The organism is Nitrospira calida, from assembly GCF_976986435.1.
Genome location: NZ_OZ335950.1, coordinates 3121938 through 3148767, shown reverse-complemented (window position 1 = coordinate 3148767; position 26830 = coordinate 3121938). Strand labels below are relative to the sequence as shown.

The following is a 26830-nucleotide window of genomic DNA, read 5'->3' as shown; positions in this document are numbered from 1 at the left end:
AGTGCGAAGGCATCCGGGCGCGCGGCGCCGGGCTGCTCGCCTTCCCTTATCCGGGAGAAATGGACAGGAAGATAGTCGCGTTGCCGCGGCTGAGCAGGAGCAGGACCGGTGAGTTGGGCGCGAGCTGGCTGGTCAACCGCTCGAAGTCCTGGACGTTCTTCACCGGCTTGCGGTTGATCTCGCGGATGATGTCGCCAGACCGCAGGCCAGCACGCTCGGCCGGGCTGTCCGGTTCGACATCCGTGACCAGCACCCCGCTCTTGGAGCGGCCGGAGCCGGACGGGACCGGTTCTACGGTCACGCCGGCGAGCGCGTGCTCGCCTTTCGCGCCTTCCGAGGAGCCGCGCGAGGCCTTCGCGAGGTCCTTGGGCAATTCCCCGATCGTCACCTTGATGTCTTTCTCCTGTTTGTCGCGGAGCACTTTGATCGTCACCTGCGTGCCCGGGGCGGTTTCGGCGACCAGGGCGCGTAGATGAGCTGGGTCGTTGATCGGCGTCCCGTTGTATTGCAGGATCACGTCGCCGCGCTCGAGCTTGGCCTTGGACGCCGGGCTGTCCTCCATCACGTCGGCCACCAGCGCCCCCTTCGTGTCGGAGACGCCGAATTGTTTCGCCAGGTCCTGATTGAGTTCCTGAATTGACACGCCGATCCAGCCGCGCACGACCTTACCGTGCTTGATCAGGCTGTTCATGACGCTTTTCGCCATGTTGCTGGGAATAGCGAACCCGATACCCATGTACCCGCCGGTGCGGCTGAAGATGGCCGTATTGATCCCGATCAACTCGCCTTTCAAATTGACCAACGCGCCGCCGGAGTTGCCGGGATTGATGGCGGCGTCGGTCTGGATGAAGTCTTCATAATCGACGATGCCGACATTGGCCCGTCCGACCGCGCTGATGATGCCCATCGTGACGGTCTGGTTCAAGCCGAAAGGGTTGCCGATGGCGAGCACGAGTTCGCCGACCTGCAACTGACTCGAGTCGCCCCATGGCAGCGTGGGCAAGTCGGTCGCGTCGATCTTGATGACCGCGATATCCGTCTTGGGATCGGTGCCGACCAGCTTGGCTTTGAAGCTGCGTTTGTCGGCCAGCAGGACTTTGATCTCATCGGCTTTTTCCACGACATGGTTGTTGGTGACGATGTACCCGTCTGGAGACACGATCACGCCGGAGCCCAAGCCCTGTTCGCGTCGTTCCCTCGGAATGCGGAAGCGCCGTTCGAATTCCTCCCCGAAGAAGCGCCGGAAGAAGGGATCGTCGAAAAACGGATTGGAGAATTGCTCGCCGCCGTCGCCTTTCCGTACGGCCGAGATATTGACAACGGAAGCGCGGGCGGCTTTGGCGACCGCGATGAAGGTTTCGTTGGACGGAATCCCCGCGGTCGGGACCGCAGTGGCGACGGGGGTCGGCGCGGGAGCCGGGGCGGCCACCGCCGCGGGAGGGTTCGAAGGCAGGGGCGGCGGTGCTTGTTCTTGCGAGCAGCCGATCACCACCAACAAGGCTGCAGAAAGCCCAAAAAACAAGAGCCTGGCCGACTTCCGCCGACGCGACCGATGTGCAACCCCGCATCCCCTTACAGCCATGCGTTTCCTGCTCCCACTTGAACAGACATCCAGCGTATATACCAGTTTATTAACCTTCTAGGGATCTTAGTCAAGATGCAAATCCCGCCTCATTGGCGAATGCAAAACGTCGCGCTCACCGGCGCGGCAAATCTGGGCGGGGATCGGGGACAAATCCGTGCCGATTCGGCATCTGCACGGCGGGCAATGTCCGCGCATCGAACACGGCGTGCTCATCCACGATGCCGTTGCGATACAGCAACCAGGCGACTACGGCGTACACCTCATCGGAGGTCAGCGACTGCGGGGCGGAGAAGGGCATGGCGCGACGGATGTAATCGAACAGGGTGGTGGCGTAGGACCAGTAACTGCCGATCGTCTTGATCGGACGCGATGTGGCCAACGTGCCCTGCCCGCCGACCAGCCGATCGTTCGGTCCTTCCACGCCCGTCGGGCCGTGGCAGGCGGCGCATTTCTTGGCGAAAACCGCGGCGCCCTGTTTCACACTACCGCGGCCGGGCGGCAGGCCGTCGCCGTTCGGGGAGACGTCGATGTCCCAGGCTCGGATCTCCGCCTCGGTGGCCTGGCGACCGAGGCTATAGGACGACTGGCCATCCAGGGAGAACGCGTCGGCCCGGGCGGAGAATGTCACCACAGCCGCCGCGAAGAGACAGATCCCGTACAGCTCGACGGTTGCCCGATCGTTCTTTTCTCGACAGGGGAGCAAGAGGTGGTTAAGCATGGATATTCGTCACCCTGCCATCGCGCGCCACGCGCCAACTGTGAACAGCGTTGTAATGGTACACGGAGTTCACGCCGCGCACCGCCAGCAAGTCGGCGCGGGCCGGTTGCACATAGCCGGTTTCATCTGTGCAGCGGCTCTGGAGTATCGCGTCCGCTCCCTGCCAGCGCCAGGGGAACCGAAAACGCGTCAGGCACTTGGGCAACACCGGCTCCTGCAACTGCGCCGGTCGCCACGTATGCCCGCCATCCGTGCTCACCTCGACCGTCGTGATGCGTCCTCGTCCGCTCCAGGCCAACCCGCGGATCTCCACGAAGCCCGGCCGAATCCGTTGCCCGCCCGAGGGGCTGGTGATCACCGACTTGGCCTCCATGACAAAGGTGAACTGCCGCGCGGTCCCGTCCGGCATGAGGTCCGTATAGTGCGACGTCTCTTCACGGGTCATGAACGGTGCGGTGCCCAGTTTCAGACGACGCAGCCACTTGATACAGGTGTTGCCTTCCCAACCGGGAAGGACCAGACGGAGCGGATAGCCCTGCTCGGGTCGCAACGCTTCGCCGTTCTGCGCATAGCACAGTAGGGCTTCTTCCAGGACGGCCGGGAGCGGCAGGCTGCGTGTCATGGCGGCGGCATCGCTGCCTTCGGCAAGCATCCAGGCCGCTTCCGGCTTGATGCCGGCCTCGGCCAACACCGCCGCCAAGGGCACGCCGGTCCATTCGCTGGCGCTCAGCAGCCCGTGGGTTTCCTGAACAGTGCGGCCGGTCGGCACCGCCCATTCGGCGGCCGAGTTCCCCGAGCATTCGATGAAGACGACTCGCGAGGTGGACGGAAACCGTACCAGATCGTCCATGGTGAAGATCAAGGGGCGTTCCACCAGGCCATGCACGAGCAGCCGGTGTTTGGCCGGATCGATGGCAGGGACACCGTTGTGATGCCGCTCGAAATGCAAGGAGTTGGGCGTGATGATCCCGTGCAGCGCCTGGTGCGGCGTCAAGGACACGGCGGATCTGACCAATCGACCCACCTGCTCGAACGGGGACCGGCGGCCGTAGGCGCTGGGCGGCGCCCCCGGTACCTTGGTCGGGTCGGCCGGGGCTGCCGGTTTCGCATGCGCCGACGGCAGAAGGGAGCGGGTTGCCGTCAATCCCGCGAAGGTTGCCGCACCGGCGATGAAGGCCCGGCGGCTGAGCGGCCGGGCGGAAGTATCGATATGCGGAACATCATCGTCCGGGAAGCGTGCCATCGATCACCTCGCGTCGGGTGGTGGCAACCGATTATGGATTGCCGCAGACCAGCGGGTCAATCGTCCGTTCCGAGGACGACTCCGATCCCGTACCGTTCGAAGAGGGCGGAGAGGAGCGCGAAGTCGTCGCGATAGAGCATCACGCCGAGCACAATCAGAAACAGTCCGCTGACGGCCGAGATGACGCCGAGGTACGCTCGGATTTGTTTGAAGGCGTCGAGAAAGCGGTCCAATCCGATCGCTGCGGCGAAGAGGGGCGATCCCAGCCCGAGGGAATAGAATCCCAGCAGCGCGACGCCGTCCGTCACGGTGTCGGCCGCGGCTGCGTACAGGAGGATCGTCCCGAGCACCGGCCCCACGCAGGGAGTCCAGCCGGCGGCGAAGGTGGCGCCGATCAGCAACGGGCCCACGGCGCCGATCGGCCGGCCGGCGAGCCACACCCGTCTCTCGCGCATCAGAAAGCGCAGCTTCACGATTCCGAGCAGGGAAAGCCCAAAAGCCACGATAAGCGCCGCGCCGACTTTCCGAATGAGCGCCTGATGGTCCGCGAAGACTCGGCCTATGAGACTGGCCGATGCCCCGAAGGCAACGAACACGGCTGAAAAGCCGGCGATGAAGAGGAGCGAGTTGGCGATGATCGTCGCGCGCTGCCGGTGTCGCCCCTCGGAGTCCGTCAGTTCATGCAGCGACAAGCCGGTGATCGACATGAGATAGGACGGCACTAGCGGCAGCACGCAGGGGGAGACAAAGGACAGCAGGCCGGCCAGAAACGCGGCCAGGAGCGAGGTGTGCGGCAGTGAATCGATCATGAGAGGGACGCAGATGGAGGCGGGGACCGGGTCCGCGCGGCCCCGCCGGTCTTCACTCGGTCAACGCGGACAGGAACTCCTGAAACTTGGCGTTCTGGAGAATGCCGGCGCCGCGATGCACGAGCACGATGTGCCCCTGAGCGTCGACCAGCACGGAGGTCGGCGTGGCGTTGACGTTGAAGGCCCGCGCCGTCCATCGATCTTCGTCATAGGCTGTGGGAAACACGAATGTGCCGGGACTGGCCTTCACGAACGCCTCGACGTGGCTTCTCGTGTCGGCGAATCCGATCGAGACCACACGGAGCCGCGCCGGTTTCTTTCGCTGGTAGAAATCGCTCAGGCTCGGCAGCTCGCGCTGGCAGACCTTGCACCACGGCGCCCAGAACACCAACAACGTCGGCCGGCCCGTGATCGTTTCATGGCTGTACACCTCCCCGGCTAACGTCACCAGCTCGAACGGCGGGATGGCCGAAGGTGCCGCTTCGGCGATGCCCTCTCCGTTTCCGGTCAGGCCTCCACCGAGGCCAAACCACAGGATCGTCAGAATACAGAGACCGCTCCTGATCCCTCGCATGACGACTACCTCCTCGTTACGGTTTGATGTAGATGTACCCCTGCCGCTGCAGATCCGCAATGCGCTTCACCGCGACGGGATGCAAGGTGGCGACGAATCCCTTGGCCAGGTTGTCCAGAGTCTTGCCGAACATCTTCATCGATACCTGGCACATCTCCGCGCGCACGCCTTTCTCGATGATCTGGTCGAATCGCTTTTGCATTTCCGGGTCCATCTTATCTTTCTCGAAGAGCTCCAGCGCCGGTCCGTGCACGACCAACTCCACGTCGATGTTCTCCGGCCCGCCCTCCGCGTCGATGTGCTTGTTAATGAGGGCGAGCGCGTATTTAGCGACCTCCGGGTCCTTCCCGTCCACGTGGTACAGGACCTTGACTTTCTCCTTCTTGGGATTGTCCGCTGCTTGCGCCAGGTCGGGGACCGCGGTGAGAGCGAACATGACGACCGACAGAATAGCTGCGAGCGTCAGTTTGCAGGGGAACGTGGTGATCATGGCTTCCTCCTTTGGGTGATGATCCGTGAACAGCGCCGATTCATGCGCGCATCGTACTCATGCGCAATGGAAGGAGGGTAGAGGAGGGTACCCCGGCAGGCAGAACAATTATGCCTCTGGCAGGTAGGGGAGAACGCCTCTGGTCAGATCTTCGGACGGTGTTGGGTGTAGTAGACGGCCGCCTGGGCGCGGCGCGTGACGTGGAGCTTCTGGAAGATGTTGCCCAGGTAATTGCCGACGGTTTTCTCGCTGAGGTTGAGCGCGACTGCGATCTCCTTGTTGGTCCTACCTTCGGCCACCAGCGCAAGCACGCGTTCCTCCTGCGGGGAGAGCGCGTCGCGCTTCTCGCCGTGCGACGGCGCCGGCATGGATTTCAGACGCGCGAGCACCCGCTCCGTCACGGCCGGATCGAGGATCGATTGTCCGCCGGCCACGGTCCTCGCCGCGCGAAGCAGCTCCTCGCCGCCGATTTCTTTGAGCAGGAACCCGTCGGCGCCGGCGAGAATCGTGGCCAGGACTGCGTCATCGTCGGCGTAGGAGGTGAGAAAGAGCACCCGGATCTCAGGACGCGCCGCCCGGATCTCGCGACAGGCCTCGATTCCGCTGCCATCGGGGAGCCGGACGTCCATCAACACGACATCGGGCTTGAGGCGCGCCGCTTCCGTCACGGCGGCCGCTTTTGTGCCGGCTTCACCGACCACCTGGAATCCGCCGACTTCGGCGAACAACGTGCGCAGGCCCAGCCGGAGCACCTGGTGGTCGTCCACCAACAGCAGCCGGATCGGCTTGGTATCAGGTCGAGGCATGGGACACCTCCTAAGGCACGTCGCAGACGATCCGCGTGCCGCGCCCCGGCTCGGAATGCACCGTCAGCCGGCCGCCGAGTTTCCTGGCGCGGGCGTCCATGTTTCGCAAGCCGTGCCCCTGCTCGTGAGCCGCGCCCGTTTGAAACCCCACACCGTCGTCCTCCACGACTAGCCTCACGTTCCCGTCGTGCAGGTACAGCGATACCGTCCCGGTGCGGGCGGCGGAATGTCGCAGGCAGTTGCTCATCGCTTCCCGTGCGATCGCGAGCAGATGCGCGGCCTGTCCCGGTGTCACCCTGTCTGCGGCGGCCGGGCTGACCCGCAAGTCGAAGTGGATCCGGTGCGGCCCTTCCATCGTCGCGACCAGGGCATTCAATGCCGTTTCGAACTCGCGTCCGCCGGAAAGCGGCGGCTCGGCTCCGCCCAGGTACCCGCGGAGGTCACGAATCACCGATTTGAGATCGGCAATGGCCGAATCCAGTTGGCGGACCGATTCGGTCGGATCGATCGCCGCCTGCCTCCGGGACCGTTCCAGGCTGAGCGTGGTCGCAAAGAGCGATTGGATGGCTCCATCGTGCAGGTCCTGGGCTATCCGCTCCCGGTCCTCCAGCGCCTGGCGAAGCTGCCCCTCGCTCCGGCGTAGGGTCTCTTCGGCGCGTTTTGTCTGCACCAAGGAAGCTTCCAAATCGGAGATTGTGCGGAGATACCGGCAGGTCACGTAGCCCAACGCCAGGACACAGGCGCTCAGGCGCAACAGGTGCCAGAACCACCAGCGGGCGTCCCAGGGCACCGAGTACATGAAGACCAACTCGGCCAGAGCGAACAAGAGCGCGAGGCAGGCAAACAGATAGTCTTCCGGTTCGCCGGAGCGCCGGTAATCGAGGAGCAGACGCAGGGTCGCCGCGAAGAAGAACAGGCAGGCCAGGCTCTGGGGCGCGACCGCCGTCGGAGTGAACTCGCCGTTGCGGATCATGTCCGGAATCCGGTCGGGCCAGGCCAGAATCGACAGGCCCAGGATCAGCGCGCCGACCGCGACGGCCCACGGCAGCCGTAAGCGTCGCCTCGCGAGGCGCTCGGAGGTCTGAGTCCAGACGAACGCGAATCCGGCGCCGCCGACCAGGCTGGCCACATTCCGCAGCAGGACAAACGCGTTTCCCGGCCGGACCATCGCATGAAACGTGTCCAGAATTCCCATTCCCAAGAAGCCGACCGCCAAGGCTTGGAATTTTGCACCGCCCCGCTCCTCGCGCCGTCGCAACAGGACTGTCGCCATCGCCATGGCGGCCAATCCTCCCAACGCTTCCATCGACGAGTGCAGCGGCTCGTGATGCCAACGCCAGTCGGGCCAGCGCGCGGACAGGGCCGCGCTTGCCAGCAACGCGGCGATGGCGCCGAGTCCGAGGAGTGTGTACGAAGGGATCGGATGGCCGATCATGGAGAGTGACGACCTCTCTACCGGGTCGCCTGCCCGGCCTCTGCCGATCACTATACGACCTTCCGCCATGGACTGAAAGGCCCTCCGCCTCTGCCGGCGTGGGTCCTGTGGGAACAGGTCGAGGCGGGCAGCGGGCGCCCATTGCTTGGCCTCATGACCAGGGTGATGGGAACGAAGCCGGGAGCGTTTAGTCACAGCCGATGCGGCGGCCAGCGGTAATGATCCCTTCGCGGTCGGCAAAGAACACCAGTCGGCAGCTCACGCCTCCGTAGAGCGGAAGGGTGTGATACTCGTCGGCTTGGCCGGGCATTCGATCGATCGTCATGTCCCACACCATCTCGATCATTCCGTCGTCCAACTCCTTCGGATGGAGATTGGGAGGCCCGAGTTCGTAGTACAACTCGGTCTTCGGCTTCCCAATCCATCGATCGATCACGTCGTCCCAGGTTCGATAGATTCCCGCGACGCCGGGATCGCGGCTCGCCGCGCAGCCTGCGAAACCCGCCAGCATGTCCAGGATCAGCAGCACCGTGGCAATCGTCGGCCTCATGGTCTCTCCTTCCGTGATTTTCGACAGCGTTTGGCGTATTCTGTCGATCGAGCCGGCTGTAGCGCGTGGACCGCGCGGCAGTGTAGCAGGTCCTGGAATTGAGACAAGAGGCAAGCAGGGCTTTGGGTTCAAGGGGGATCACTGTCGGGGCTGGGAGTTCGGGCGGGGAACATGCTGTGCCACCGGGGATCGTGAGGCTGTGAAACGCCGATGAAAGTTGCCGGCCGAATGCGTTGGATCACGCGGGGAATCACGCTGCTGGCATGGAGCGGGATCGCGGCCTGTCTAGGTCTCGGCCTTTACGGGTTTTATCTCTCGACCAGTCTGAGCCTGCCGAAAAGCGAAGACCATCGGCCGCTGCTCATCTACGGCGCTCCGTTTCTGTTGAAGCCGGATCAAAATATCGACGAAGTCCGGCTGCTCGAACGCCTCCATCGGCTGGGCTACCGTCCAGCCTCCTCGGAGGTCCTTGCACCCGGCGAGTACCGCGTCACCGAACAGACCCTCGACATCTACCTCCACGATCAGCCCGATGTGCACGCTCGAGCCCTGCCTATCCGTTTGACGTTGGACGGCCGCCGCGTGGTCGAGATCCTCTCGCTTGTGGACGGGGGGCCGATTTTCCCGGTGTCGCTCGAACCACAGCTCATCAGCGGCGTTCGCGGCGAGTCCCGCCAAGTGCGCGAATGGCTTCCGCTCGCGTCGATCCCGAAACCGGTGATCGATGCGGTGCTGGCCGTCGAGGACCACCGCTTTTACTCCCATCCCGGCATCGATCCGGTGGCGGTGGGGCGGGCCGTGTGGGCCAATCTTGTGCAGGGCGAAGTCGTGCAGGGCGGCAGCACCATCACGCAGCAACTCGCCAAGAACCTCTTCTATACGCCGCAGCGGACCGTCGTGCGCAAGATCAAGGAGTCGATCGCCGCCTTGGTCTTGGAAGCCAAGTATCGAAAAGAGGAGATCCTCGAGAGTTATCTGAATGAAATCTACCTGGGGCAAGCCGGTTCCGTCGCGATCTACGGGGTGGCCGAGGCGGCGCATCGGTACTTCGGCAAATCAATCCATGATCTGTCGATCGAGGAAACGGCGCTGATCGCCGGCATGATCAAAGGCCCCAATACCTATTCGCCGGTGCGGGACCCGCAGCTCGCCAAACAACGGCGCGACGTGGTGTTACGCCGGCTGCGGGACGCGGGCCGGATCACCGAGGAGCAGTGGAGGGCCGCCGTCAATGCGCCGGTGCGCGTGTCGCCCCCGCAGGACAGCCTGGCCGACGCGCCGTACTTCGTCGATTACGTGCTCCGGCAGTCCGAGGAAGCGGTCGATGCGTCGCTGCCCGACGGAACAAAGATCTATACGACGCTCGATCCCATCTTGCAGCAAATCGCCGGCGAGGTCCTGCAGAACGGCCTCGCGCGACTGGAGGAGACCTATCCCAAGTTACGACGCGCGGATCAGCCGCTGCAGGGCGCCTTGGTGGTGCTGGATCCCAAAACCGGCGGCATTCTGGCGATGGTTGGCGGGCGGGATTATCGGAGCAGCCAGTTCAATCGAGCCGTGCAGGCCAAGCGGCAACCGGGCTCGCTCTTCAAACCGCTGGTGTACTTGGCCGCGTTCGAGGCGACCAGGGACGCCGGGTCGAGCGCCGTCACGCCGGCTAGCCTCATCCTCGATGCGCCAGTGACGTTCGAATCGCCGGCTGGGCCGTGGTCGCCTCAGAATTATGACCGCCGGTTCCGCGGCACGGTGACGATCCGGGCCGCGCTGGAACAATCCCTCAACGTGCCGGCGGTTCGGGTCGCCCAGACGGTCGGGGCCAAGCGCATCATCCGGCTCGCGCATGAACTGGGGATCAAGAGCCTGCTGGACGACAACCTGTCGCTCGCGCTGGGCAGTTCTGCCGTGTCGCTGCTGGAAATCACGGCGGCCTTCGGCGTGCTGGCGCACAACGGGCTGGCGGCGGCGCCGTCGGCGATCAGGTCCGTCGCGGCGCCGAACGGCGACCCGCTGTGGCACGCGCTGCCCGAGCGGCGTCAGGTTGTGTCGCCCCAGGCGGCCCATGTGGTCACCTCGCTGCTCAAAGGCGTTATCGACCACGGCACCGCGGCCAAAGCGAGGGCGCTGGGGCTCAAGAGTGTCGCGGCCGGCAAGACCGGCACGACCGACGGGTATCGCGACGCCTGGTTCGTCGGATATACGCCGGAGATCGTGATCGGGGTGTGGATCGGGTTCGACGACGAGCAGCCGCTTGGCCTCTCGGGAGCGCAGGCCGCATTGCCGATCTGGACAGAGTTCGCCCGCCGGGTGATTCCGTCGAATTCCCCCGACTTCATCGCACCATCCGGCGTGGTGAGCCGCGAGATCGATCCGCAAACCGGCCAGCTTGCCACCTCGAAGTGCCCGGAGCGGACGCCGGAAGTGTTCATCGAGGGCACCGAGCCGACGGTCTACTGCGAAGTGCACGGCGAAGGCTTCTGGGACCGGATCAAGCGGACCTTCAGCTTCTTCTGATTCTTCCGCCGTTGGCACGCTTCTCGTTTTTGCCGCGCGCGATGCGGCGCGAAGCCCGCCGGAAAACGAGTGAATCGTTGACGAACCGGCAAGGTTGTCGCATCTTCGGGAACACATTTGAGAAGGGAAACTTCTGAATGGGACCCACATGATGCCTCCACTGATTCCTCCCGGTGAAGCCCAGCGCCTGGCCGCGCTGCATTCGCTCCACATCCTCGACACCCCGCCCGAAGAACGGTTCGATCGCATCACGCGTCTCGCGCAACGCCTCTTCGATGTGCCGATCGCCTTAATCTCGTTGGTGGATGCGTCGCGGCTGTGGTTCAAATCCCGCGCTGGTCTCGATCTCGAGCAAACCCCTCGGGAGAGGTCCTTTTGCGAGCACGCGATCCTCGGCCGCGGGCCGTTCGTCGTTCAGGACGCGCGAACTGATCCTCGCTTCTCCGATAACCCGTTGGTGACCGGCGAGCCCGCGATTCGTTTCTACGCCGGATGGCCGCTGACCGATCACGGTGGCCATCAATTGGGTGCGCTCTGTCTCATCGATCGCCGGCCTCGACAGTTGAGCGAAGCCGATCTGCAGATCTTGCGCGATTTGGCCTCCTTGGCGGAGCGGGAACTGACCAACCGCGAACTCCTCGAGGCGTTCGCCCGCCTGCGCGCCAGCGAGGAACGGTACGCGCTGGCGGTGCGCGGCACCTCCGACGGGCTGTGGGATCGCGACATCCTGACGAACGCCGAATATTGGTCTCCGCGCTTCAGGGAGTTGGTGGGCTATCACGAGTCCGAACTGCCGAGCACGTTCGAATCGTTCGTCTCCCTCTTGCATCCCGACGACGTGGACCGGGTCATCTTAGCCGTCCGCGCGCACCTGGAGCGCCGGGAACCGTACGACATCGAATATCGCCTGCGGACGAAGAACGGCACGTACCGGTGGTTTCGGTCGCGCGGCCAAGCCGTGTGGAACGAAGCCGGCCGGCCGGTCCGCATGGCAGGCGCCATCACGGACATCACAGATCAGAAGTCGGCTGAGGAGGAACTGCGCGCCACCAAGAAGCTGCTGCGGGCGATGCTGGATCATACGCCGGCCGTCGTCTATGCCAAGGATCTGAACGGCCGATATCTCTTCGTCAACCGACGTCACGAGCAGGTGTTCGGCCGGACGAACGAAGAAACGGTCGGCAAAAGCGATGACGAGTTGTTCCCGGGTCAGCAGATCGCGGTCTATCGAGCGCACGACCGCGAAGTGCTCGCGTCCCTCAAGGCGATCGAATACGAGGAAACCGCCGTCCAGGAAGGCCGGCTTCATACCTATCTGTCGGTAAAGTTCCCATTGCTGGACTCCTCCGGCCGGCCGTTCGGCGTCTGCGGTATTTCCACCGACATCACCGATCGCAAGGAGGCGGAGGAAGAACTCCGGGAACTCACAGATCGGCTTCAAGCGATCGTGCGGGCTTCGCCGGTTCCGGTCGTCGCCATCGATCCCGATGGCATCGTGAACATGTGGAATCCAGCCGCGGAGCGCAGCTTCGGCTGGAGCGAGGACGAAGTCGTCGGCCGCCCGGTCCCCTTTGTGCCCGACGACAAACGGGAGGAATTCCGGGCCCTGCGTGAACGGGTGCTGCGCGGCGAATCGCTGTTCCAATTGGAGTTGCAACGGCAGAGAAAAGACGGGACGCCGATCGTGGTGAACCTATCCGCCGCGCCTCTGCGAGATCGAGGAGGGCGCATCCACGGCATCATGGCAGTCTTGGAGGACGTCACGGAACGAAAACGATTGGAAGAACAACTGCGGCAGGCGACGAAAATGGAGGCGATCGGGCGGTTGGCCGGCGGGGTGGCGCATGACTTTAACAACATGCTGACCGCGATCCGCGGCTACAGCGAACTGTTGATTCAGGATTTGCCGGGGGGCGATCGGAAGCGGCGCCAGGCGGAAGAAATTCTCAAAGCGGCGGAGCGGGCGGCGTCGTTGACGCAGCAGTTGCTGGCATTCAGCCGGCGACAGGTCATTCAACCGAAAACCGTGGACCTCAATGCGTTGCTCACGAACCTGATGGGCCTGCTGCGGCGGGTGATCGGCGAGGACATCCGGTTGGTGGCCCATTTGGACCCCGGACTATGGCCGGTCATGGCCGATCCGGGACAACTGGAGCAGGTGGTGCTGAACTTGGCGGTGAACGCGCGGGACGCGATGCCCCAAGGCGGCGTGCTGACGATCGAGACGGCCAACGCGTGGGAAGAAGCGTCGGGCCAGGGCGAATCTGCCGCCGGAAGCCCGGGCGTCGTCCAGCTCACGGTCCGCGACACTGGGTCGGGCATGGACGCCGGGACCTTGGCCCGCATCTTCGAACCGTTCTTCACCACGAAGGAGTTGGGAAGGGGCACCGGCTTGGGGCTCGCTACGGTGTACGGGATTGTGCAGCAGAGCGGCGGCACGATCAGCGCGGACAGCGCGCCGGGCCGGGGCACGATCTTCACCGTCCGATTCCCGCGCGCGCAGGCGCCGGTCGCGTACATACGGACGCACGACGACCAGGCCGAGGTTTTCACGGGGTCCGAGACAATCCTGGTGGTGGAGGACGAGCCCTTCGTCCGCCAGTTTTTGAAAGAGTTGTTGGCGAGCCGGGGCTACGACGTGCTCGAAGCCGCATCGGGCGCCGAAGCCCTGGCCCGCTGCGAGGCGTACAGCCGGCCGATCCATCTGTTGCTGACCGATGTCGTGATGCCTGAGATCAACGGGCGGCAACTGGCGCAGATGCTCGTTGTCAAGCGGCCGGAGATGCGGGTCCTCTTTATGTCCGGCTACACGGATGACGCGGTCCTGCGGCACGGCGTGCAGAACCGCGGCGCGGCGTTTATCCAGAAGCCCTATGCGCCGGAAGCGCTGCTGAGAAAAATTCGAGAAGTGCTGTCGGCAGAGAGCTAAGGCTCAGGCGCCCGTCGGAATTTCGGGTTTTCGTCGATTCCCCAAGCGAGTACGGGTAGTGTCAGCGGTAGCGCACCGTCACAGTCATCGACGGTGGCTCTCTCCGGACAGAGCCGATGATCGCCGAAATTGCCGATCCCGCCAACTGTTTCCTCAGTCTCTATGCGCTTCCGACCTTCATCAGCTCGATCGCGCTGGCGTCACTTGGGCTGCTGGTGCTCCTGCGCGAACGCGCCTCCCGGGAAAGCGTCTTGTACTGCCTGATGACCCTGACGGTCAGTGTGGCTCTTCGCCTTTTTGTGGATGTACTGCGCCGAGGAAAAAACGGTCGCGCTCTGGTGGGCGCGGGCGGCCTATCTGGGCATCCCCTTCGTCTGTTCGGCCGTCTATCACTTCACCATCTCGGTCCTTCGCCTCTACGAGCGACGCAAGGGATTCGTGTGGGCCGGATGGGCGCTGTCCGCGGTCTTTTCCGCGGCGGCTCTCTGGACGGACGAGCTGATCAGCGGCGTCGATCGGTACTGGTGGGGCTATTACCCGGAGTACGGCCCGCTGGGCGCGCCGTTTACCGCGTTCTTTGCGCTGATGTCGCTGACCAGCCTGCGTTACTACTGGAGCGAATACCGCAAGGCGAAGCCGGGTGTTCACCGTAACCGGGTGCAATGGTTTCTGATCGCGTTCGTCATTGCGTCGCTGTCCTGGGTGGACCACCTGCCCAAATACGGCGTCGAGCTGTATCCCTTCGGGTATGCGGCGCTCGTCGGCTGGCTGCTCTTCGTCGAACGCGCCATCTGGCGTTACCAACTCGTCGATCTCACGCCGGCGTTCGCGACCGATCAGATCATCCGGGCGGAGGCTGACCCGGTTGTTGGTGCTTGATCAGGAGGGTGTAGTGCAGGTCGCCAATCAGGCGGTGTGCCGCCTGTTCGGCCACGCGGAGGCGCAGATCATCGGGACGCCCGTCGCCGCGACAGCCCTGACTTCCTGCCCCACGACCGGTTCGAGATGCTGCTCCGCATCGGGCAGCACGTGAGCTACGAAGTCACCTATCGCGAGGGACGGGACGAGCCGGTGGCCCTCGACGTGTCCGCGTCCATGAAACGCGGCCGGTCCGGCCGCGTTGTCGGCATCGTCTGCGTCGCCCGGGATATGACGGCGCGCTTCCATGCGGTCGCGCAGTCGGCCACCGACGCCCTCATCTTGGCCGACGGGCGCGGGCGGATCCAATTCTGGAACAAGGGTGCCGAGATCATCTTCGGGTATGCCGAAGACGAAGTGATGAGGCGTCCGTTGACGATGCTGATGCCGGAACGGTATCGGGAAACCCACCGGAAAAGCCTGGAACGGGCCTACGCGACAAGAGAGCGGCGGGTCGCCGGAAAGACGATCGAGCTGAACGGCTTGCGGAAAAACGGGCGGGAGTTTCCCGTAGAGCTTTCGCTGTCAATGTGGAAAGCGGGAGGGGACACGTTTTTAGCGGCATCATCCGCGACATCACCGAGCGGAAACAGGCGAAAGCTCGGTTCACGAAGGCCGCGTACTACGATTTTCTCACCGGTCTGCCGAACTGGCGCCTGTTCATGGAACTCCTCGCGCAGGCGATTGCGCGCGTCCGACGCATCGAGAAATCGGTGGCGTTGCTGTTCCTGGATCTCGACAACTTCAAGCTGATCAACGAGACATTGGGCCATGTGGAAAGCGACACGGTGTTAAGGATCGTCGCCAACTGGTTCACCGGTTGCGTGCGCGAAACCGACGCCGTCGCGCGTGTCGGCGGAGAGGACACCGGCGCCGCATCCGCGCCGTCGGCGTCCGACCGCGAGGGCCACGTCGTCGCTCGTCTGGGCGGAGATGAGTTCACGTTTCTCCTGGAGAGTATCCACTCTCCGCGCGACGCGGAACGGATCGCGTAACGGATTCTGGAGGCCGTCGCCAAGCCGATCCGGCTCCACGGCCGTGAGTTGGTGCTCACGGTGAGCATCGGAATCGTGCTGTATCCGGGCGACGGGACCGACTGGGAGAGCCTGATCAAGAACGCCGATGTGGCGATGGACTCGACTAAGCGGCAGAAAAACACCTTTCGCCGGACATGAACGCCCGCGTGATCGAGCGGCTGAATCTGGAGGCCGACCTGCGGCATGCCTTGGATCACGGAGAGTTCGAGCTCTATTACCAGCCCTTTGTCGATGCCCGAACCGGCCTAATCAACGGGGTGGAAGCGCTGGTCCGGTGGCACCACCACGAGCGCGGACCGATCGGACCGGACACGTTCATCCCGCTGGCCGAGGAGTCCGGCCTGATCGTTCCCTTGAGCCGGTGAGCCATGCGGACCGCCTGCGCGCAGGTCGCCGCCTGGCGCGCCGGCGGATTCCCGCACCTGCGGGCGGCGGTCAACTTGTCGCGCTGCCTGTGCCAGCATCACAACCTGGTCGATCTGATCGAGCCGGTGCTCAAGGACAGCAATTGGGCGCCGGAAGGGCTGGAGCTGGAACTGACGGAGAGCATGCTGATCCAGGACCGGGAGCGGACCGTGTCGATGCTGTGCGCGCTTTCTGTCTCGGGGGGTCCGCATTTCCATCGACGACGTCGGTGTGAAGTACTCGTCGCTCAACTATCTCCGCCGGTTGCCGCTTAGTACGCTGAAGATCGATCAATCCCTCGTATGCGAAGTCACGTCGAATCGAAGCGATGCGGCGATTGTGCAGACGATCATCACGCTGGCCCGCTGCCTCAAGCTGATGGTGATTGCCGAAGGGGTGGAGACGGAGGTGCAGGTGGCGTTCTTGCGCGACCAGCAGTGCGACGAATTACAGGGCTATTACTTCTACCTACCGGCCGATTCCGGCGGAGGCGATGACGGGCATTCTGAAAGCCGAAGGCGGAGCGGAGGGCTCGGGCTGAGTTCCGAGTGGTGTGGATCGGGAACGACGGCGCGTTACCGTTCAGGAACGGCGGCCGTCGCTTCCGCCGGGTGCGACCGAATGGGTGTGGCGCGGATGAAGGTGACCGTTGCGATGAGGACGGACCGAGCGGTCACAGCGGACCGGCTCCTGGCTCGGATCGTGATCCGGATGCGGGTGCGTCGGGAGGGTTCGCCCGGCGTGGGGGTGCTCGAACGGACGCGCCGCCGCACCAGCCTCAGCCGTCCGTTGTTCGGTCAACATTCTCAGGCGGGCGGTGTTCCTGGCCAGTCCGACGATGAGGAATGCCAGCGAGACGAAGAACAGCAGGCGCCACGGCGAAGGATTGTTCCACAGGTCCAGCAGCGTGATCATGAGTTCGCGATCCATGAACAGCGAGAACATGACGCAGGGAAAGACCACGCCAAGACTTCGCAGCCAGAACGTCTCCTGATTCCATCGCCCCACCGCGACACCTCCCAGGTTCTCAATCGCAAGGCAAATGAGGGGCAACGATAGCAGAAACGAGGCGTCGGTGTCACGCGATTTTTCTCGCCGGCTGTGCGCGCTACGGCGGCCACGTTCCATTCCCTTAACAATAAGTGTGGTGACGGAGCATCGAGACTCGACGACTGTGTCGCGGACCCAACAGATGTAGAGGCGATTGCATACAGTCGTCGCTGCAGCACCGCCGTGGACCCGGGCTTCCTGCCGCGTTACCCCCCATGTTGGATTACGGAACCGCTCGTCTTCTAAAGCGGATGACGGTGCTCGCCTACGGGGGTGTTGCACGAGGATGGGCCGGCGACGCGGATGGCATCCACTTTGCTGTGAAGGTGAAGATGTCCCGTCGTCCCGATGGGAGACGGGCATGACGTGTCGGCGCTTTTTTTATCACAAGTTCATCCCGAAAGGAGGTCTTTCATGCAAGCGAACCGAGTCGGGCTTGTCTGCCTCATCGCGCTGGCGATGCTCATTCCTGTCGCGGCTACCTCGCCCGCGTCGGCTGAGCTATACGTCGGCGGACAGTTGGGATTCACGATTCCGGAGGATTTAGGCGGGGTGAGGGAAGTGGGGGGAGGTATCCGTCTCACCGACCTCGACCTCAACAATTCGTTCACCTACGGTGCCAAGGTCGGCTATTTTCTGGAGCAGGCCAAGTGGCTGGGATTTGAAACCGATCTCTACACTACGACACCGCATCTCGAAGGTCAGGACGCAACGCGGACAAATGCGGCCGGAGTCTCGTCGAATTCTCGGGTCGTGGGGGCGCTGACCAGAGTGACGACCCTGGCATTCAGCATCGTCGGTCGCTATCCAGGCGAGCGGTTCCAACCCTATGCCGGCCTGGGCATGGGGGTCTACTTCGCTAAAGCGACTCAGGCCTTCGCCCGCGACACCGATTCGGCTCCGGGGTTTCATCTGCTCGGCGGGGCGCGGTTGTTCGTGAGCAAGGAGGTCGCATTGTTCGGCGAATACAAGTACGACCGCGCGACGTTCCGATTCCGCGATCTGGATACAAACGGGCCAGGGTCTGCGAACGGCCTGATCGGCGATTACCAGGCGCATACCCTCGTGATCGGGATTTCCTATCACTTCTTCTAAGAAATCGTGCTAGGATTAAGCCCGTCAGCGGCCGGTCGAGGGCGTGCCTGAAGCACCGGAAACCTAACGTGGACCTCATCAGGAAGAAGAACTCCTCTCCTCCGTCCGAGGAAACCATCACGTTCCTTGCGCGTGGCGTGGAACTGAGGGGCGCGATCCGCGTGGACGGCACGGTGCGGATCGACGGGCTTCTCGAAGGAGAGATTCACACCAAGGGCACGGTGGTGGTCGGCGACGAAGGCGTCGTGCGGGGCACGGTCAACACCAGTACCTTCGTGAGCAGCGGCAAGGTCAAGGCGAACATCAACGCGACGGAGAAGGTGCAACTGCTGAAGCCAGGCGTGTTGATCGGCGAGGTGCGCGCGCCTGTCTTTTCCATCGAGGAAGGCGCGTATTTCCAAGGGATCTCGGATATGGGGCCCTGCCCCTGGACCGACCAGGCGCCGCAATCCTCCGGCAACGTACACGACCTCGCCGCGCACCGCGGCAAAACCCCCGCCTTCTCCGAGAAACGGTCCGACCTCTGACACGCGCCCTCCCCACCGCTCTCGCTCACCGTCGATTCTTCCTGACGCGGCCGTTCTGTCCGGCCCGCGGCCCGCCCGGCGCGTGCCGGACGGAACGCGGAGTCGGTCCGATCTCCTTTAACCGGCGAAGGTCCTCCAGGACCGGCATTTCCTCGAAGTCCTTCTCGGTCAGCCGATCCCAGGCGATGCCCGCTGGCGGAGGCGGCGGGTCCGTGACAAGAATCGTTTGCGTCGGGGTGACGATGGCCGAGAGCGGAAGATCGGTCTCGTCCCGGGGAAACTCATCGACGAACTGCAGGTCGTGGACGGTGGTTGCGACCGGCACCGGCGGATGGCCGAGTTCGCGGAGAATCGCATATTCCAGGTCGCTGTAGCCTTCGCCTTTCCCGCAGCGACGCCCGTCGCGCGTGACGGCCACCGATCCGCACACGATCGCGTCCAGCCTGGGCAAGTCTCTCAGCGGCACCTCTTCCGCCCACGCCCGACTCGAGGTGAGCGCCGCTGCCTCGGCGATCTTCTCTTCCGGAATCGTGGCGGGATCGAGCCGCAGGAAGCCGGCCCGCAGGCGCGGCGTCGGGACGAACACGACGATGCCCCGGCGCAGCGCTTCCTCGCGGACATACCGCTGTGGCGCATCGGGGTTCACCTTGATCCGCTTGGCCGTTTTCCACGGCTCCAGCTCGAACAGGCGCTGCGCTGCGTCCCGGGCGCCGGCGAAGTTGGGGATACGCCTGTGCGGAGGAAACGGGAAGCGGGCCGCGCCCTTCTGCTGCAACCGGTCCCAGACCGCCCGCCGTGCGTCGGCTTTCGTGGCAAACCGCTGCGCGCTCAAGGTTCGTGACAAGGCCGGACCTTTCTGCTATCTAGCTACGGGCTCTCACCGTCCTGCGTAAAACGGATATGACCCGCCAACAACTCTTCTCGCTCACCTTCTTCGCGGTGCTGGTGCTGTTGTTGTTCCAGATCGGGCTGATGTTCCGCCCGTTCCTCTTTCCTATCCTGTGGGCGATTATTCTGGCACACCTGACCTTTCCGATCCACGCAAGGCTGTCGCGCTGGCTGGACGGTCGAGAAACGCTCTCCGCGGCGCTGCTGACATTCGCCATCATCGCGCTGGTCATCGTGCCGTTGCTGCTTTTGGGCGTAATGCTGGTGAAGGAAGCGCGCGGCGCCGAGCAGGCGGTGCGGGGCTGGATCGTGTCCGGCGGCATCGAACGGCTACCCGATCAGTTGGCGCGGTTGCCGATCGGAGGGGAACTGCTCAGGGACGCGATCCGGCAGGCCGAAACAAAGCCGGGCAACCTGGAGTCGTTCTTCCTGTCCAGCGCGAGGACGGTGAGCGAGTTCCTGGTGAACGAAGTCAGCGACCTTATCCGCAATGTCTTCCTGTTCGTGGCGGATTTTCTGGTCATGGTCGTCACCCTGTTTTTCTTCTTCAAGGACGGCCGGCGATGGTTGAACTCGGCGTACGAGCTCATCCCGCTCGACACCGCGCACAAGGAAAAGATCTTCCGACGATTGGATCAAACGGTGCGGGCGGTGGTGAAGGGGGTGTTGGTGACCGCCGTCGCCCAGGGGCTCCTGGCCGGCGCGGCGTACTGGGCGCTCGACGTCCCGTTTCCGGTCGTGCTTACGGCGCTGACGATGCTGCTCGCGCCGTTGCCGTTCGGAGGAACGGCGTTGGCGTGGGTGCCGGTGGCGCTGTATCTCTTCTGGGTCGGGCCGGTTGGGAAAGCGCTGGTCATGCTGGCCTGGGGCGCCGGCGTGGTCACCATGGTGGATAACATCCTCAAGCCCGTGTTGATCGGGCAGGGCGCGCAGATTCCGGTCTTTCTCTTGATGTTCAGCGTGCTCGGCGGGCTCGCGTTGTACGGCGTGATCGGCCTTTTCCTTGGCCCGATCCTGGCTGGCCTGCTGATCACCGCGCTTCAGATCTACCGCGAGGAATACTACGGTCAGGCCGCTCCGGTCTCCGAGTCAGAAACAGGCTGAGGGGCGAGCCGTCACTCAGCACTCCCTTCTCTCATTCAAGCGGGATCGTGATGGCGATGCCGCCCATGACTTCATCCAACTTGAAGTCGCGCTTGGGGCTCAACGGGTGACTGTTGTGACAACTCACGCAGGCTTTCGACACGGCGCGGTCGGCGTACACGGCCTGAAAATATCGTTTGCGGCCGCTCGTGACGACGCTGGTGAACGGACGACCCGGTTGGGCGCTGACTGTTTCCAATGCCTGACGTTCCAAGGGGGTCGCCGGCGCGTTGCGTTGGTAGATCGGCCAGAGGCTGATCAACCGATAGCGGATCCCGCTGCCGCCCTCGGCGACCAGTTTGCCGGAATGCTGGAGGAACTGGGCGGGCAAGGGCAGCGCGTTGTTCTGTTCCCAATGTTCTTCGGCGGAGACGATGCCTTTCTCCTGCATGCGATTGACGACCACCGTCGTGTACACGGTACGATCCGCCTCGATCACCGCGTGGACATAATCCGCGACCTTCTCCGGCGGGATGCCGGCCGGCAGGCTGCCGGCGTCTTTGGCGTGCAATGCAACGGCGGCGACGCTGAGCCCCGCCGCGATGATCCCGGCGAGCGCGCAGCGGCCGCTCGCTCTCCTGAACCCGTTCATGGCATCTGGTCCTCCTTGTGCGAGGCGGCGATGGTGGGGAAGGTGATCCAGCAGGTAACGCCCTGCCCTTCCGCGCTTTCCAAGCGGATGTCGCCGCCGAACTTGACGATGATGCGCTTCGCGATCGTGAGGCCGAGCCCGGACCCTTCCCCCTGCGGTTTGGTGGTAAAGAAGGGATCGAAGACCTTGGTGAGGTGCTCTGGAGGGATGCCCGGGCCGGTGTCGCGGATCATGATGGTGACCGCCGACGCGTCGCGTTCCGTCCGCAGCACCAGCGAGCCCTTGCCGCGCATGGCTTGGACGGCGTTGACCAGGACGTTGACGAATGCCTGGCGGAGCTCATCGGGCAGGGCGCTGACGCGCAGGTGCGGCTGGTAATAGGTCTGCATCTCGATGCCGAGGGTTTCGAATCCGCTCTGCACGATCGCCCAGGCCTGGTCGAGCTGTGCGTTCACATCGACGGGCGCGCGCTGATCCTTGGCTTCCCGAAACGCCTGGCCGGCGAAATCGCGGATGACAGCAGCCATCCGCCGGCCGTGCTCGACGATGTCTCTGGCGTAGGATTTGATCCGCCCCAGGTCCGTCTCTTCCTGAATAGCCTCGCCGAGTCCGAGAATGCCGAACAACGGGTTGTTCAATTCGTGTCCAATACCGGCGGTCAGCATGCCGAGGCTGCCGGATTTCTCCGCCTGAATGAGCTGGTCCTGCAGCCGGCTCTCTTCGGTCGCATCCCGCAAAACGAGTCCGATTCGCCGGCCTTCACCAGGGCGACCGCCCAGGCTGAACCATTCGTAGCGATAGAGGTGCCGGCCGAGTTGGAGTTCGCGTCGCCCGCCTCGTACCGCATGAGCCGGCGCGGGATCGAGCGGATCGCGGGCCGGCAACGGGGAAGTGTCCGCCGCGCCGGTCTTCTGCAGCGCTCCGTTGCCAGCGCGCAGGAGCTCCTGCCGAAGCTGTTGCTGTACGGACGGGTTGACACGCAGCAGGTCGAACAGCATAAGCGGCCGCGGCGCGTCGTCGGCCTCGAGCTTGAACGCGTCCTTGCAAGCCCGGTTCAGGTATTGGACCTGCTCGGCCTGGTCGACCATGATGATGGGAGTCGGCATGGCGTCGAGGATCTGGTCTGTCGATTGCTGGAGGTACTGCACTTCCTGACTTTTCAATTCCACCTGGCTGGTCAATCCGGCGAAGGCGGCTTCCAGTTGAGCGTTCATCCGATTGATCTCTTCGGCCAACTCTTCCAGTTCATCGCCGGTCCGGATGGTGAGCCGGTCGCGCAATTCACCCCGGCCGATCGCCCGCGCTGCCTCCTGCAATTGGCGGATCGGTGTGACGATCCGGCCGGCTGCGAAGGAGCCCAGCATGATCAGGAGCCCGACGGCGATCAGGCCGAACACCGACAGCCACGTGAACAGATGACGGATGGGGGCGAACAGCTCGCTGGAGGATTGCCAGACGAACGTGTGCCAGGCGGTGTCGGAGGACCCGTTGGTCGCCCGGCTGGTCTCCGGCAGCGGCGCGAAACCGATGATGGACGGTGTCCGGCCGCCGTGTCCGTCGCTGGGCGCGTTCACCCAGCCGGGCTCCAGTGGCGTGACGAGCGAAACCAAATCCGCGTCCGCCAGCCGCGCGCCGGTCGACAGGATCGGGCAGCTCATCACGACGCCGCGGCTGTCGATCAGCATCACGTGACCGGTTCTGCCGAACCGAATGGGCGCGATGGAGGGCGAGAAGAATTCTTTTGCGTCCACGATGCGGTGGAGGACGCCGATGGCTTCGTAGCGGATGCTGTCCATTACAGGCACCGACAGGGTAAAGACGTAGGACCCGACGCGGTCGTCGAACGCCACGTCTTCGATGTACATGGAGCCGATGCCCTTGTTAAAGGCGCCTTGCCACCATGCGGTTCCGCCGTGGGCGTAGGGAATATCTGAGTTCAGGCTCGCCACCAGCGCGCCCATCTTGTCCGTCAGGAACAGGGCCTTAGTGGCGGAGCGCACCGCTTGCGGCGGGGGTTGGCCGGGCTCGCCATTGGAGCCGGTATAGTACTGGCGCAGCAGCTGCGCGAGCGTGTTGTCGGTGATCTCTTTGATCAAGGCCGGATCACGGGCCTGCCAGCGGGACGCCTGCGCCGCGAGCGCCGCCTGCGCCTGCGCTTCCGAAAGAGCTTCGATCCGGTCCCGCCGCTTCTCCAATTCGGCGACGATGACGGGGTCGATCGCGATGTGCGAGGTGCGACCGATCTCTTCGCCGACGACGAGGTCGAGCTTGCGGGCCGTCTCGGTGGCGAGAGCCTTGAAGCTTTCGCCGCTGACTTCGCGGATCTCACGCGACCCTTGCAGGAACGCCATGAGCAGGCCGGCGAAGAGCGGCACCACGCCCACCAACAACATGGACAGGATCAGTTTGCCCTTCAGCCCCCAACGGGCCGGGCGTCCTGTGAACGGCCTGGCGCGGATCATGATTCGTTCTCCGGCAGAATCGGTTCGGCCGGCGGGAACTCGATGCGGAATGTGGAACCCATTCCCACTCGGCTCTCCACGCAGATCTTGCCGTGCCACTTGGCGATGATGGACTTCACGTTATAGAGACCCAGGCCTGTGCCTTTTCCCGGCGGCTTGGTCGTAAAGAACGGCTCGAAAATCCGCCCGATCAGATCCTGCGGGATGCCGCAGCCGGTGTCCGACACACCGGCGATCACGGTTCTGCCCTCGACGCCGGTGTGGAGGGTGAGTGTGCCGCCCTGCTCCATCGCCTGGACCGCGTTGGAGATCAAGTTCACGAAAACGTGCAACAATTCGTCCGGGTTGCCCGTCACGATTGGCTCGGGCGCGTAGTGCCGCACCACCGCGATGTCCTGAAACTCGACGGCGTATCGCGCGATCTTCAACGCTTCGTCCAGCTTGACGCTCAGGTCCACCCGCGCGGATTCCTCGCCGAGGGATCGCCTCGCGTAGCGCGTGAGATCGCGGCAGATCGCGCTGGTGCGGTGCACAGCCTGGACGATGTCCCGCGCGTACTCCCGCACGACCGCCGGATCTTGTTCCTCGGCCAGGTACTCGGCAAGGCCCAGGATCAGTTGCAGGGGATTGTTGATGTCGTGCGCGATGCCGGCGGCGAATGAACCCAGCCCGGCTAGTTTCTCGGCATGGAAGAGTTCAGCCTGCAGTTTGGTCTGATGTTGGATCAGATTCCAGAGCAGCCGTGTGGCGGCGCCGCTCAGCACCTCGACGCCAGGACTCTTGTGGGCGAGAACGAACCGTTCCATGTCAGGATCCCCCGTGACGTCCAGGATCAGACTGACGCCGTGGTTGGCGACGAGATCGCACACTTCATCGGTGACGGGAACGTTCAGGTCCCTCGCCCGTTGCAGGCCAGGCGCCGAAGGATTTTTGTCGGTGATGCCGACGATCACAATGCCCGGAATCTGGTGCAGCAGATCCAGGAGGGCGGTTCCGCCCTTGCCGGCGCCCAGTATGGCCACCTTGGTGGTAAGGGGTTGAGCCATCGCGTGCGCCCGTTTGCCGACCCGGAGGCGTGTGGGGGACGCGGAATGTCCCGTGCCGGGGTAAGATCGACTTCTTCTAGAGGTGCGCGATCTCCCGCCGTTCCATGGCGCGCTCGACGGCGGCCCGCAGTTTGTCGCCTTCCACCGGTTTGACCAGGTAGTCCACCACGCCGTCTCGCATGAACGACGCCGCCATATCGGTGTCGGGGAAGCCGGTCAGCACGATCAGGGGAACACGCGGATAGGCGTTGCGGAAATACGCGATGGCTTCCACGCCATTGATCTTGGGCATGCGGATGTCACAGATCACGACGTCCAGCATTACGCGGTTCTCGCCCATGTTGATGATGTCGATGGCCTTCTCGCCGTTCTCCGCTTCGAGCACATCGTAGCCGGCCTTCTGTAGCGTCAAGCGGACCACCTTTCGAATGTCCGGTTCGTCATCGACCACAAGAATGCGGCCGTTGCCGGTTGAGGAGCCGAAGAAGAGATCCGTTTTGTATTCCGTCATGTGACCCTCCTTATCTGTTGAGGTGCGCTGGACCGTGGCCCAACCCTATTCAATCGTCGTCGATCCGATGCGCAACATCGATGCCGTTGCATGTTTGTGCGATTGGATTCGGGTTTTCCGCAGGTTACGGCGAGAGTTGAAGGCAGCGGTTCCAGCCGTTGGTTGAGATCGGCCAGGCGCGCGCGAAAAGCACCACCGCTGAGCGAGCCGAAGACACCGCGACGTTTCATCAGCCAGGATGGTCGTCTTGTCATCGTGATCGTCACCGAGACCAGAGGCTTCGGATGACTAACAGCATTCCGATGGCGATGAGTCCGATCGCCGCGACGATGGTGAACGTCATGCTCCAACCCTCCTGCCGCAGGCTCATGCCCTTGTTGCGGCTCGACCACCGCAACATCCGTACCAGCGCTGCTCGATGATGTATCATGACCGGAGCGCCTGGAAACTTGCCGGTTTTCAAAATGGTTCGAAGGGGTGTCACGAGCGCTTTCTCCGCGCGCCGTTTTGCGGAATGCGCGGCGAGGCGTATCGAAACCGATACCCTGCGTATACGATTCGATAACAGTGAAGAGCGGTTTTCGGGCCGTCGGCGGCATGAAACGAGCCAAGAGCAAGCCGCGAATGGCTCGGAGCAACTTGCTCCGCGACTCGCTGTTTCCAGGGAATTGCGTTTGCCGTGAGGAGTGGGGTATTTTTACGTCGTTCTTTCGGGCACGATGATCACGCAGGACGCGCTGACGGACTATATCCGGCAGGTTATACCGGATGCGAAAGTCTCGGTGACCGATCGCACGGGGACGATGGATCATCTCGTTGTCACGGTCGTGTCGGATCACTTTAAGGGCAAGAACCTCCTGGACCGGCACCGCATGGTCTACCAGGCCCTGGCGGCTCCGATGAAGGACGGTCGGATCCATGCGTTGGAGATCACGACGAAAACGAGCGAGGAAGAATGATTGGATGTTGGCAAGGGGCAAGGGGTGAGAGGCGAGAGGGTCGGACGGGCAGTTCTCGCCAGGCGCGGCCCTGCGCCTTATGCTACATGCCTCGCGCCGGTGTTTTGTAAAAATAAGAGGAGGCCGGATCTATGGGCGACCCGATCGAAGAGGAAATCCAGCGCGAAATCAGAACCCACAAGATTCTGATCTACGGGAAGGGAACGAAGACGATGCCCATGTGCGGATTCACCCGCGAAACGATGCAATTTTTCGACAAGTACGGCTATCCCTACGAAGTCATCGACGTACTGTCGAATCCCGCCAAGCGCGAAGCTCTGACCCGGATGACCAATTGGCCGACGCTTCCCAAGGTCTTCATCGACGGCCAGTTCTATGGCGATACCGACATTCTCGATCCGATGGAGAAAAAGGGGGAAGTCGAGCCGCTGCTCAAGAAGGCGTTTGGCCGTTAAAATTTAAAATTCCCAACGCCGAAGTCTGAATAGACCGCGAGGTGCATGCAGCACTTTCCGTTCGACACTCGGCCTTCGCGCTCAGCATCGGC

Annotated in this window: 26 protein-coding genes and 2 pseudogenes; 13 read left to right on the top strand and 15 right to left on the bottom strand. The window is 63.5% G+C overall.

Annotation, left to right across the window (positions count from 1 at the left end):
- Positions 1 to 46: 46 nt before the first annotated feature.
- The 9 genes from ACWHTU_RS15325 to ACWHTU_RS15285 all read right to left on the bottom strand — a co-directional run bounded on the left by ACWHTU_RS15325 (position 47) and on the right by ACWHTU_RS15285 (position 8210).
- Complete coding sequence (locus ACWHTU_RS15325) at positions 47 to 1582, bottom strand: DegQ family serine endoprotease (RefSeq protein WP_447860260.1); 1536 nt, start codon at positions 1580 to 1582, stop codon at positions 47 to 49.
- Between the two features lie 115 nt (positions 1583 to 1697).
- The gene (locus tag ACWHTU_RS15320; protein ID WP_447860259.1) at positions 1698 to 2303 is read right to left on the bottom strand and encodes a c-type cytochrome; all 606 of its coding nucleotides are present in this window, start codon (positions 2301 to 2303) and stop codon (positions 1698 to 1700) included.
- Entirely contained in the window at positions 2296 to 3546 is a 1251-nt protein-coding gene (gene soxC / locus ACWHTU_RS15315; protein WP_447860258.1) for a sulfite dehydrogenase, read from the bottom strand. The genes ACWHTU_RS15320 and soxC overlap by 8 nt, the downstream gene beginning before the upstream one ends.
- Positions 3547 to 3602: 56 nt before the next feature.
- A complete protein-coding gene (locus ACWHTU_RS15310; protein WP_447860257.1) occupies positions 3603 to 4355 on the bottom strand; it encodes a cytochrome c biogenesis CcdA family protein in 753 nt (250 codons plus the stop codon).
- Between the two features lie 52 nt (positions 4356 to 4407).
- On the bottom strand, positions 4408 to 4929 hold the full coding sequence (locus tag ACWHTU_RS15305; protein ID WP_447860256.1) for a TlpA family protein disulfide reductase: 522 nt from the start codon (positions 4927 to 4929) through the stop codon (positions 4408 to 4410).
- 16 nt (positions 4930 to 4945) lie between these two features.
- Positions 4946 to 5419: a DsrE family protein gene (locus ACWHTU_RS15300; protein WP_447860255.1), complete on the bottom strand. Its 474-nt coding sequence runs from the start codon at positions 5417 to 5419 to the stop codon at positions 4946 to 4948.
- A 143-nt stretch (positions 5420 to 5562) separates the two neighbouring features.
- On the bottom strand, positions 5563 to 6225 hold the full coding sequence (locus ACWHTU_RS15295) for a response regulator (protein WP_447860254.1): 663 nt from the start codon (positions 6223 to 6225) through the stop codon (positions 5563 to 5565).
- Between the two features lie 10 nt (positions 6226 to 6235).
- Complete coding sequence (locus tag ACWHTU_RS15290; protein ID WP_447860253.1) at positions 6236 to 7660, bottom strand: sensor histidine kinase; 1425 nt, start codon at positions 7658 to 7660, stop codon at positions 6236 to 6238.
- Between the two features lie 187 nt (positions 7661 to 7847).
- Entirely contained in the window at positions 7848 to 8210 is a 363-nt protein-coding gene (locus ACWHTU_RS15285) for a hypothetical protein (protein ID WP_447860252.1), read from the bottom strand.
- A gap of 228 nt (positions 8211 to 8438) precedes the next feature.
- Between ACWHTU_RS15285 and ACWHTU_RS15280 the strand changes: the two genes are divergently transcribed.
- The 10 genes and pseudogenes from ACWHTU_RS15280 (at position 8439) to ACWHTU_RS15235 (ending at position 18682) form a co-directional block, all read left to right on the top strand.
- Positions 8439 to 10721, top strand: a complete 2283-nt coding sequence (locus tag ACWHTU_RS15280; protein ID WP_447860251.1) for a PBP1A family penicillin-binding protein — start codon at positions 8439 to 8441, stop codon at positions 10719 to 10721.
- Positions 10722 to 10869: 148 nt separating this feature from the next.
- Entirely contained in the window at positions 10870 to 13650 is a 2781-nt protein-coding gene (locus ACWHTU_RS15275; RefSeq protein ID WP_447860250.1) for a PAS domain S-box protein, read from the top strand.
- A gap of 279 nt (positions 13651 to 13929) precedes the next feature.
- Positions 13930 to 14529: a histidine kinase N-terminal 7TM domain-containing protein gene (locus ACWHTU_RS15270; RefSeq protein ID WP_447860249.1), complete on the top strand. Its 600-nt coding sequence runs from the start codon at positions 13930 to 13932 to the stop codon at positions 14527 to 14529.
- A gap of 126 nt (positions 14530 to 14655) precedes the next feature.
- Positions 14656 to 15069 (top strand): annotated as a pseudogene (locus tag ACWHTU_RS15265) (PAS domain-containing protein); the annotation flags it as partial.
- Between the two features lie 29 nt (positions 15070 to 15098).
- Positions 15099 to 15743, top strand: a pseudogene (locus ACWHTU_RS15260) (diguanylate cyclase domain-containing protein).
- On the top strand, positions 15740 to 15970 hold the full coding sequence (locus ACWHTU_RS15255; protein ID WP_447860248.1) for an EAL domain-containing protein: 231 nt from the start codon (positions 15740 to 15742) through the stop codon (positions 15968 to 15970). Before ACWHTU_RS15260 ends, ACWHTU_RS15255 begins: the two are co-directional and overlap by 4 nt.
- 3 nt (positions 15971 to 15973) lie before the next feature.
- Positions 15974 to 16285, top strand: coding sequence for a hypothetical protein (locus ACWHTU_RS15250; RefSeq protein ID WP_447860247.1), 312 nt, complete (start codon positions 15974 to 15976; stop codon positions 16283 to 16285).
- Positions 16242 to 17069, top strand: coding sequence for an EAL domain-containing protein (locus tag ACWHTU_RS15245; protein WP_447860246.1), 828 nt, complete (start codon positions 16242 to 16244; stop codon positions 17067 to 17069). The genes ACWHTU_RS15250 and ACWHTU_RS15245 overlap by 44 nt, the downstream gene beginning before the upstream one ends.
- A 405-nt stretch (positions 17070 to 17474) precedes the next feature.
- A complete protein-coding gene (locus ACWHTU_RS15240) occupies positions 17475 to 18155 on the top strand; it encodes an outer membrane beta-barrel protein (protein WP_447860245.1) in 681 nt (226 codons plus the stop codon).
- Between the two features lie 68 nt (positions 18156 to 18223).
- Positions 18224 to 18682 (top strand): bactofilin family protein, encoded by a 459-nt coding sequence (locus ACWHTU_RS15235; protein WP_447860244.1) that lies wholly within the window; start codon positions 18224 to 18226, stop codon positions 18680 to 18682.
- A gap of 25 nt (positions 18683 to 18707) precedes the next feature.
- On the opposite strand, the gene ACWHTU_RS15230 is transcribed toward ACWHTU_RS15235, so the two are convergent.
- Complete coding sequence (locus ACWHTU_RS15230; RefSeq protein ID WP_447860243.1) at positions 18708 to 19526, bottom strand: 5-formyltetrahydrofolate cyclo-ligase; 819 nt, start codon at positions 19524 to 19526, stop codon at positions 18708 to 18710.
- Between the two features lie 56 nt (positions 19527 to 19582).
- On the opposite strand from ACWHTU_RS15230, the gene ACWHTU_RS15225 reads away from it, so the two are divergent.
- The gene (locus tag ACWHTU_RS15225; RefSeq protein WP_447860241.1) at positions 19583 to 20674 is read left to right on the top strand and encodes an AI-2E family transporter; all 1092 of its coding nucleotides are present in this window, start codon (positions 19583 to 19585) and stop codon (positions 20672 to 20674) included.
- Positions 20675 to 20705: 31 nt separating this feature from the next.
- Here the strand turns inward: ACWHTU_RS15225 and ACWHTU_RS15220 are convergent, their stop codons facing one another.
- The 5 genes from ACWHTU_RS15220 to ACWHTU_RS15200 all read right to left on the bottom strand — a co-directional run bounded on the left by ACWHTU_RS15220 (position 20706) and on the right by ACWHTU_RS15200 (position 25754).
- Positions 20706 to 21305: a Tll0287-like domain-containing protein gene (locus tag ACWHTU_RS15220; protein ID WP_447860240.1), complete on the bottom strand. Its 600-nt coding sequence runs from the start codon at positions 21303 to 21305 to the stop codon at positions 20706 to 20708.
- The gene (locus ACWHTU_RS15215) at positions 21302 to 23767 is read right to left on the bottom strand and encodes an ATP-binding protein (protein ID WP_447860238.1); all 2466 of its coding nucleotides are present in this window, start codon (positions 23765 to 23767) and stop codon (positions 21302 to 21304) included. The genes ACWHTU_RS15220 and ACWHTU_RS15215 overlap by 4 nt, the downstream gene beginning before the upstream one ends.
- Positions 23764 to 24813 carry a sensor histidine kinase gene (locus ACWHTU_RS15210; protein WP_447860237.1) on the bottom strand — a complete coding sequence of 350 codons (1050 nt, stop codon included), beginning with the start codon at positions 24811 to 24813 and terminating at the stop codon, positions 23764 to 23766. Before ACWHTU_RS15210 ends, ACWHTU_RS15215 begins: the two co-directional genes overlap by 4 nt.
- Positions 24814 to 24889: 76 nt before the next feature.
- The gene (locus ACWHTU_RS15205) at positions 24890 to 25324 is read right to left on the bottom strand and encodes a response regulator (protein WP_447860236.1); all 435 of its coding nucleotides are present in this window, start codon (positions 25322 to 25324) and stop codon (positions 24890 to 24892) included.
- A gap of 262 nt (positions 25325 to 25586) precedes the next feature.
- Entirely contained in the window at positions 25587 to 25754 is a 168-nt protein-coding gene (locus tag ACWHTU_RS15200) for a hypothetical protein (RefSeq protein WP_447860235.1), read from the bottom strand.
- A 289-nt stretch (positions 25755 to 26043) separates the two neighbouring features.
- On the opposite strand from ACWHTU_RS15200, the gene ACWHTU_RS15195 reads away from it, so the two are divergent.
- Both ACWHTU_RS15195 and ACWHTU_RS15190 read left to right on the top strand, forming a co-directional pair.
- Positions 26044 to 26283, top strand: a complete 240-nt coding sequence (locus ACWHTU_RS15195) for a BolA/IbaG family iron-sulfur metabolism protein (protein WP_447860234.1) — start codon at positions 26044 to 26046, stop codon at positions 26281 to 26283.
- Positions 26284 to 26414: 131 nt separating this feature from the next.
- The gene (locus tag ACWHTU_RS15190) at positions 26415 to 26738 is read left to right on the top strand and encodes a glutaredoxin family protein (RefSeq protein WP_447860233.1); all 324 of its coding nucleotides are present in this window, start codon (positions 26415 to 26417) and stop codon (positions 26736 to 26738) included.
- Positions 26739 to 26830: the final 92 nt, after the last annotated feature.

What these genes read in the sequence shown, in the direction of transcription:
- ACWHTU_RS15325 (WP_447860260.1), bottom strand. Translation starts at nt 1,582, where the DNA reads ATGGCTGTAAGGGGATGCGGGGTTGCACATCGGTCGCGTCGGCGGAAG.
- ACWHTU_RS15320 (WP_447860259.1), bottom strand. Translation starts at nt 2,303, where the DNA reads ATGCTTAACCACCTCTTGCTCCCCTGTCGAGAAAAGAACGATCGGGCA.
- soxC (WP_447860258.1), bottom strand. Translation starts at nt 3,546, where the DNA reads ATGGCACGCTTCCCGGACGATGATGTTCCGCATATCGATACTTCCGCC.
- ACWHTU_RS15310 (WP_447860257.1), bottom strand. Translation starts at nt 4,355, where the DNA reads ATGATCGATTCACTGCCGCACACCTCGCTCCTGGCCGCGTTTCTGGCC.
- ACWHTU_RS15305 (WP_447860256.1), bottom strand. Translation starts at nt 4,929, where the DNA reads ATGCGAGGGATCAGGAGCGGTCTCTGTATTCTGACGATCCTGTGGTTT.
- ACWHTU_RS15300 (WP_447860255.1), bottom strand. Translation starts at nt 5,419, where the DNA reads ATGATCACCACGTTCCCCTGCAAACTGACGCTCGCAGCTATTCTGTCG.
- ACWHTU_RS15295 (WP_447860254.1), bottom strand. Translation starts at nt 6,225, where the DNA reads ATGCCTCGACCTGATACCAAGCCGATCCGGCTGCTGTTGGTGGACGAC.
- ACWHTU_RS15290 (WP_447860253.1), bottom strand. Translation starts at nt 7,660, where the DNA reads ATGATCGGCCATCCGATCCCTTCGTACACACTCCTCGGACTCGGCGCC.
- ACWHTU_RS15285 (WP_447860252.1), bottom strand. Translation starts at nt 8,210, where the DNA reads ATGAGGCCGACGATTGCCACGGTGCTGCTGATCCTGGACATGCTGGCG.
- ACWHTU_RS15280 (WP_447860251.1), top strand. Translation starts at nt 8,439, where the DNA reads ATGCGTTGGATCACGCGGGGAATCACGCTGCTGGCATGGAGCGGGATC.
- ACWHTU_RS15275 (WP_447860250.1), top strand. Translation starts at nt 10,870, where the DNA reads ATGATGCCTCCACTGATTCCTCCCGGTGAAGCCCAGCGCCTGGCCGCG.
- ACWHTU_RS15255 (WP_447860248.1), top strand. Translation starts at nt 15,740, where the DNA reads ATGAACGCCCGCGTGATCGAGCGGCTGAATCTGGAGGCCGACCTGCGG.
- ACWHTU_RS15250 (WP_447860247.1), top strand. Translation starts at nt 15,974, where the DNA reads ATGCGGACCGCCTGCGCGCAGGTCGCCGCCTGGCGCGCCGGCGGATTC.
- ACWHTU_RS15240 (WP_447860245.1), top strand. Translation starts at nt 17,475, where the DNA reads ATGCAAGCGAACCGAGTCGGGCTTGTCTGCCTCATCGCGCTGGCGATG.
- ACWHTU_RS15225 (WP_447860241.1), top strand. Translation starts at nt 19,583, where the DNA reads ATGACCCGCCAACAACTCTTCTCGCTCACCTTCTTCGCGGTGCTGGTG.
- ACWHTU_RS15220 (WP_447860240.1), bottom strand. Translation starts at nt 21,305, where the DNA reads ATGAACGGGTTCAGGAGAGCGAGCGGCCGCTGCGCGCTCGCCGGGATC.
- ACWHTU_RS15215 (WP_447860238.1), bottom strand. Translation starts at nt 23,767, where the DNA reads ATGATCCGCGCCAGGCCGTTCACAGGACGCCCGGCCCGTTGGGGGCTG.
- ACWHTU_RS15210 (WP_447860237.1), bottom strand. Translation starts at nt 24,813, where the DNA reads ATGGCTCAACCCCTTACCACCAAGGTGGCCATACTGGGCGCCGGCAAG.
- ACWHTU_RS15205 (WP_447860236.1), bottom strand. Translation starts at nt 25,324, where the DNA reads ATGACGGAATACAAAACGGATCTCTTCTTCGGCTCCTCAACCGGCAAC.
- ACWHTU_RS15200 (WP_447860235.1), bottom strand. Translation starts at nt 25,754, where the DNA reads ATGATACATCATCGAGCAGCGCTGGTACGGATGTTGCGGTGGTCGAGC.
- ACWHTU_RS15195 (WP_447860234.1), top strand. Translation starts at nt 26,044, where the DNA reads ATGATCACGCAGGACGCGCTGACGGACTATATCCGGCAGGTTATACCG.
- ACWHTU_RS15190 (WP_447860233.1), top strand. Translation starts at nt 26,415, where the DNA reads ATGGGCGACCCGATCGAAGAGGAAATCCAGCGCGAAATCAGAACCCAC.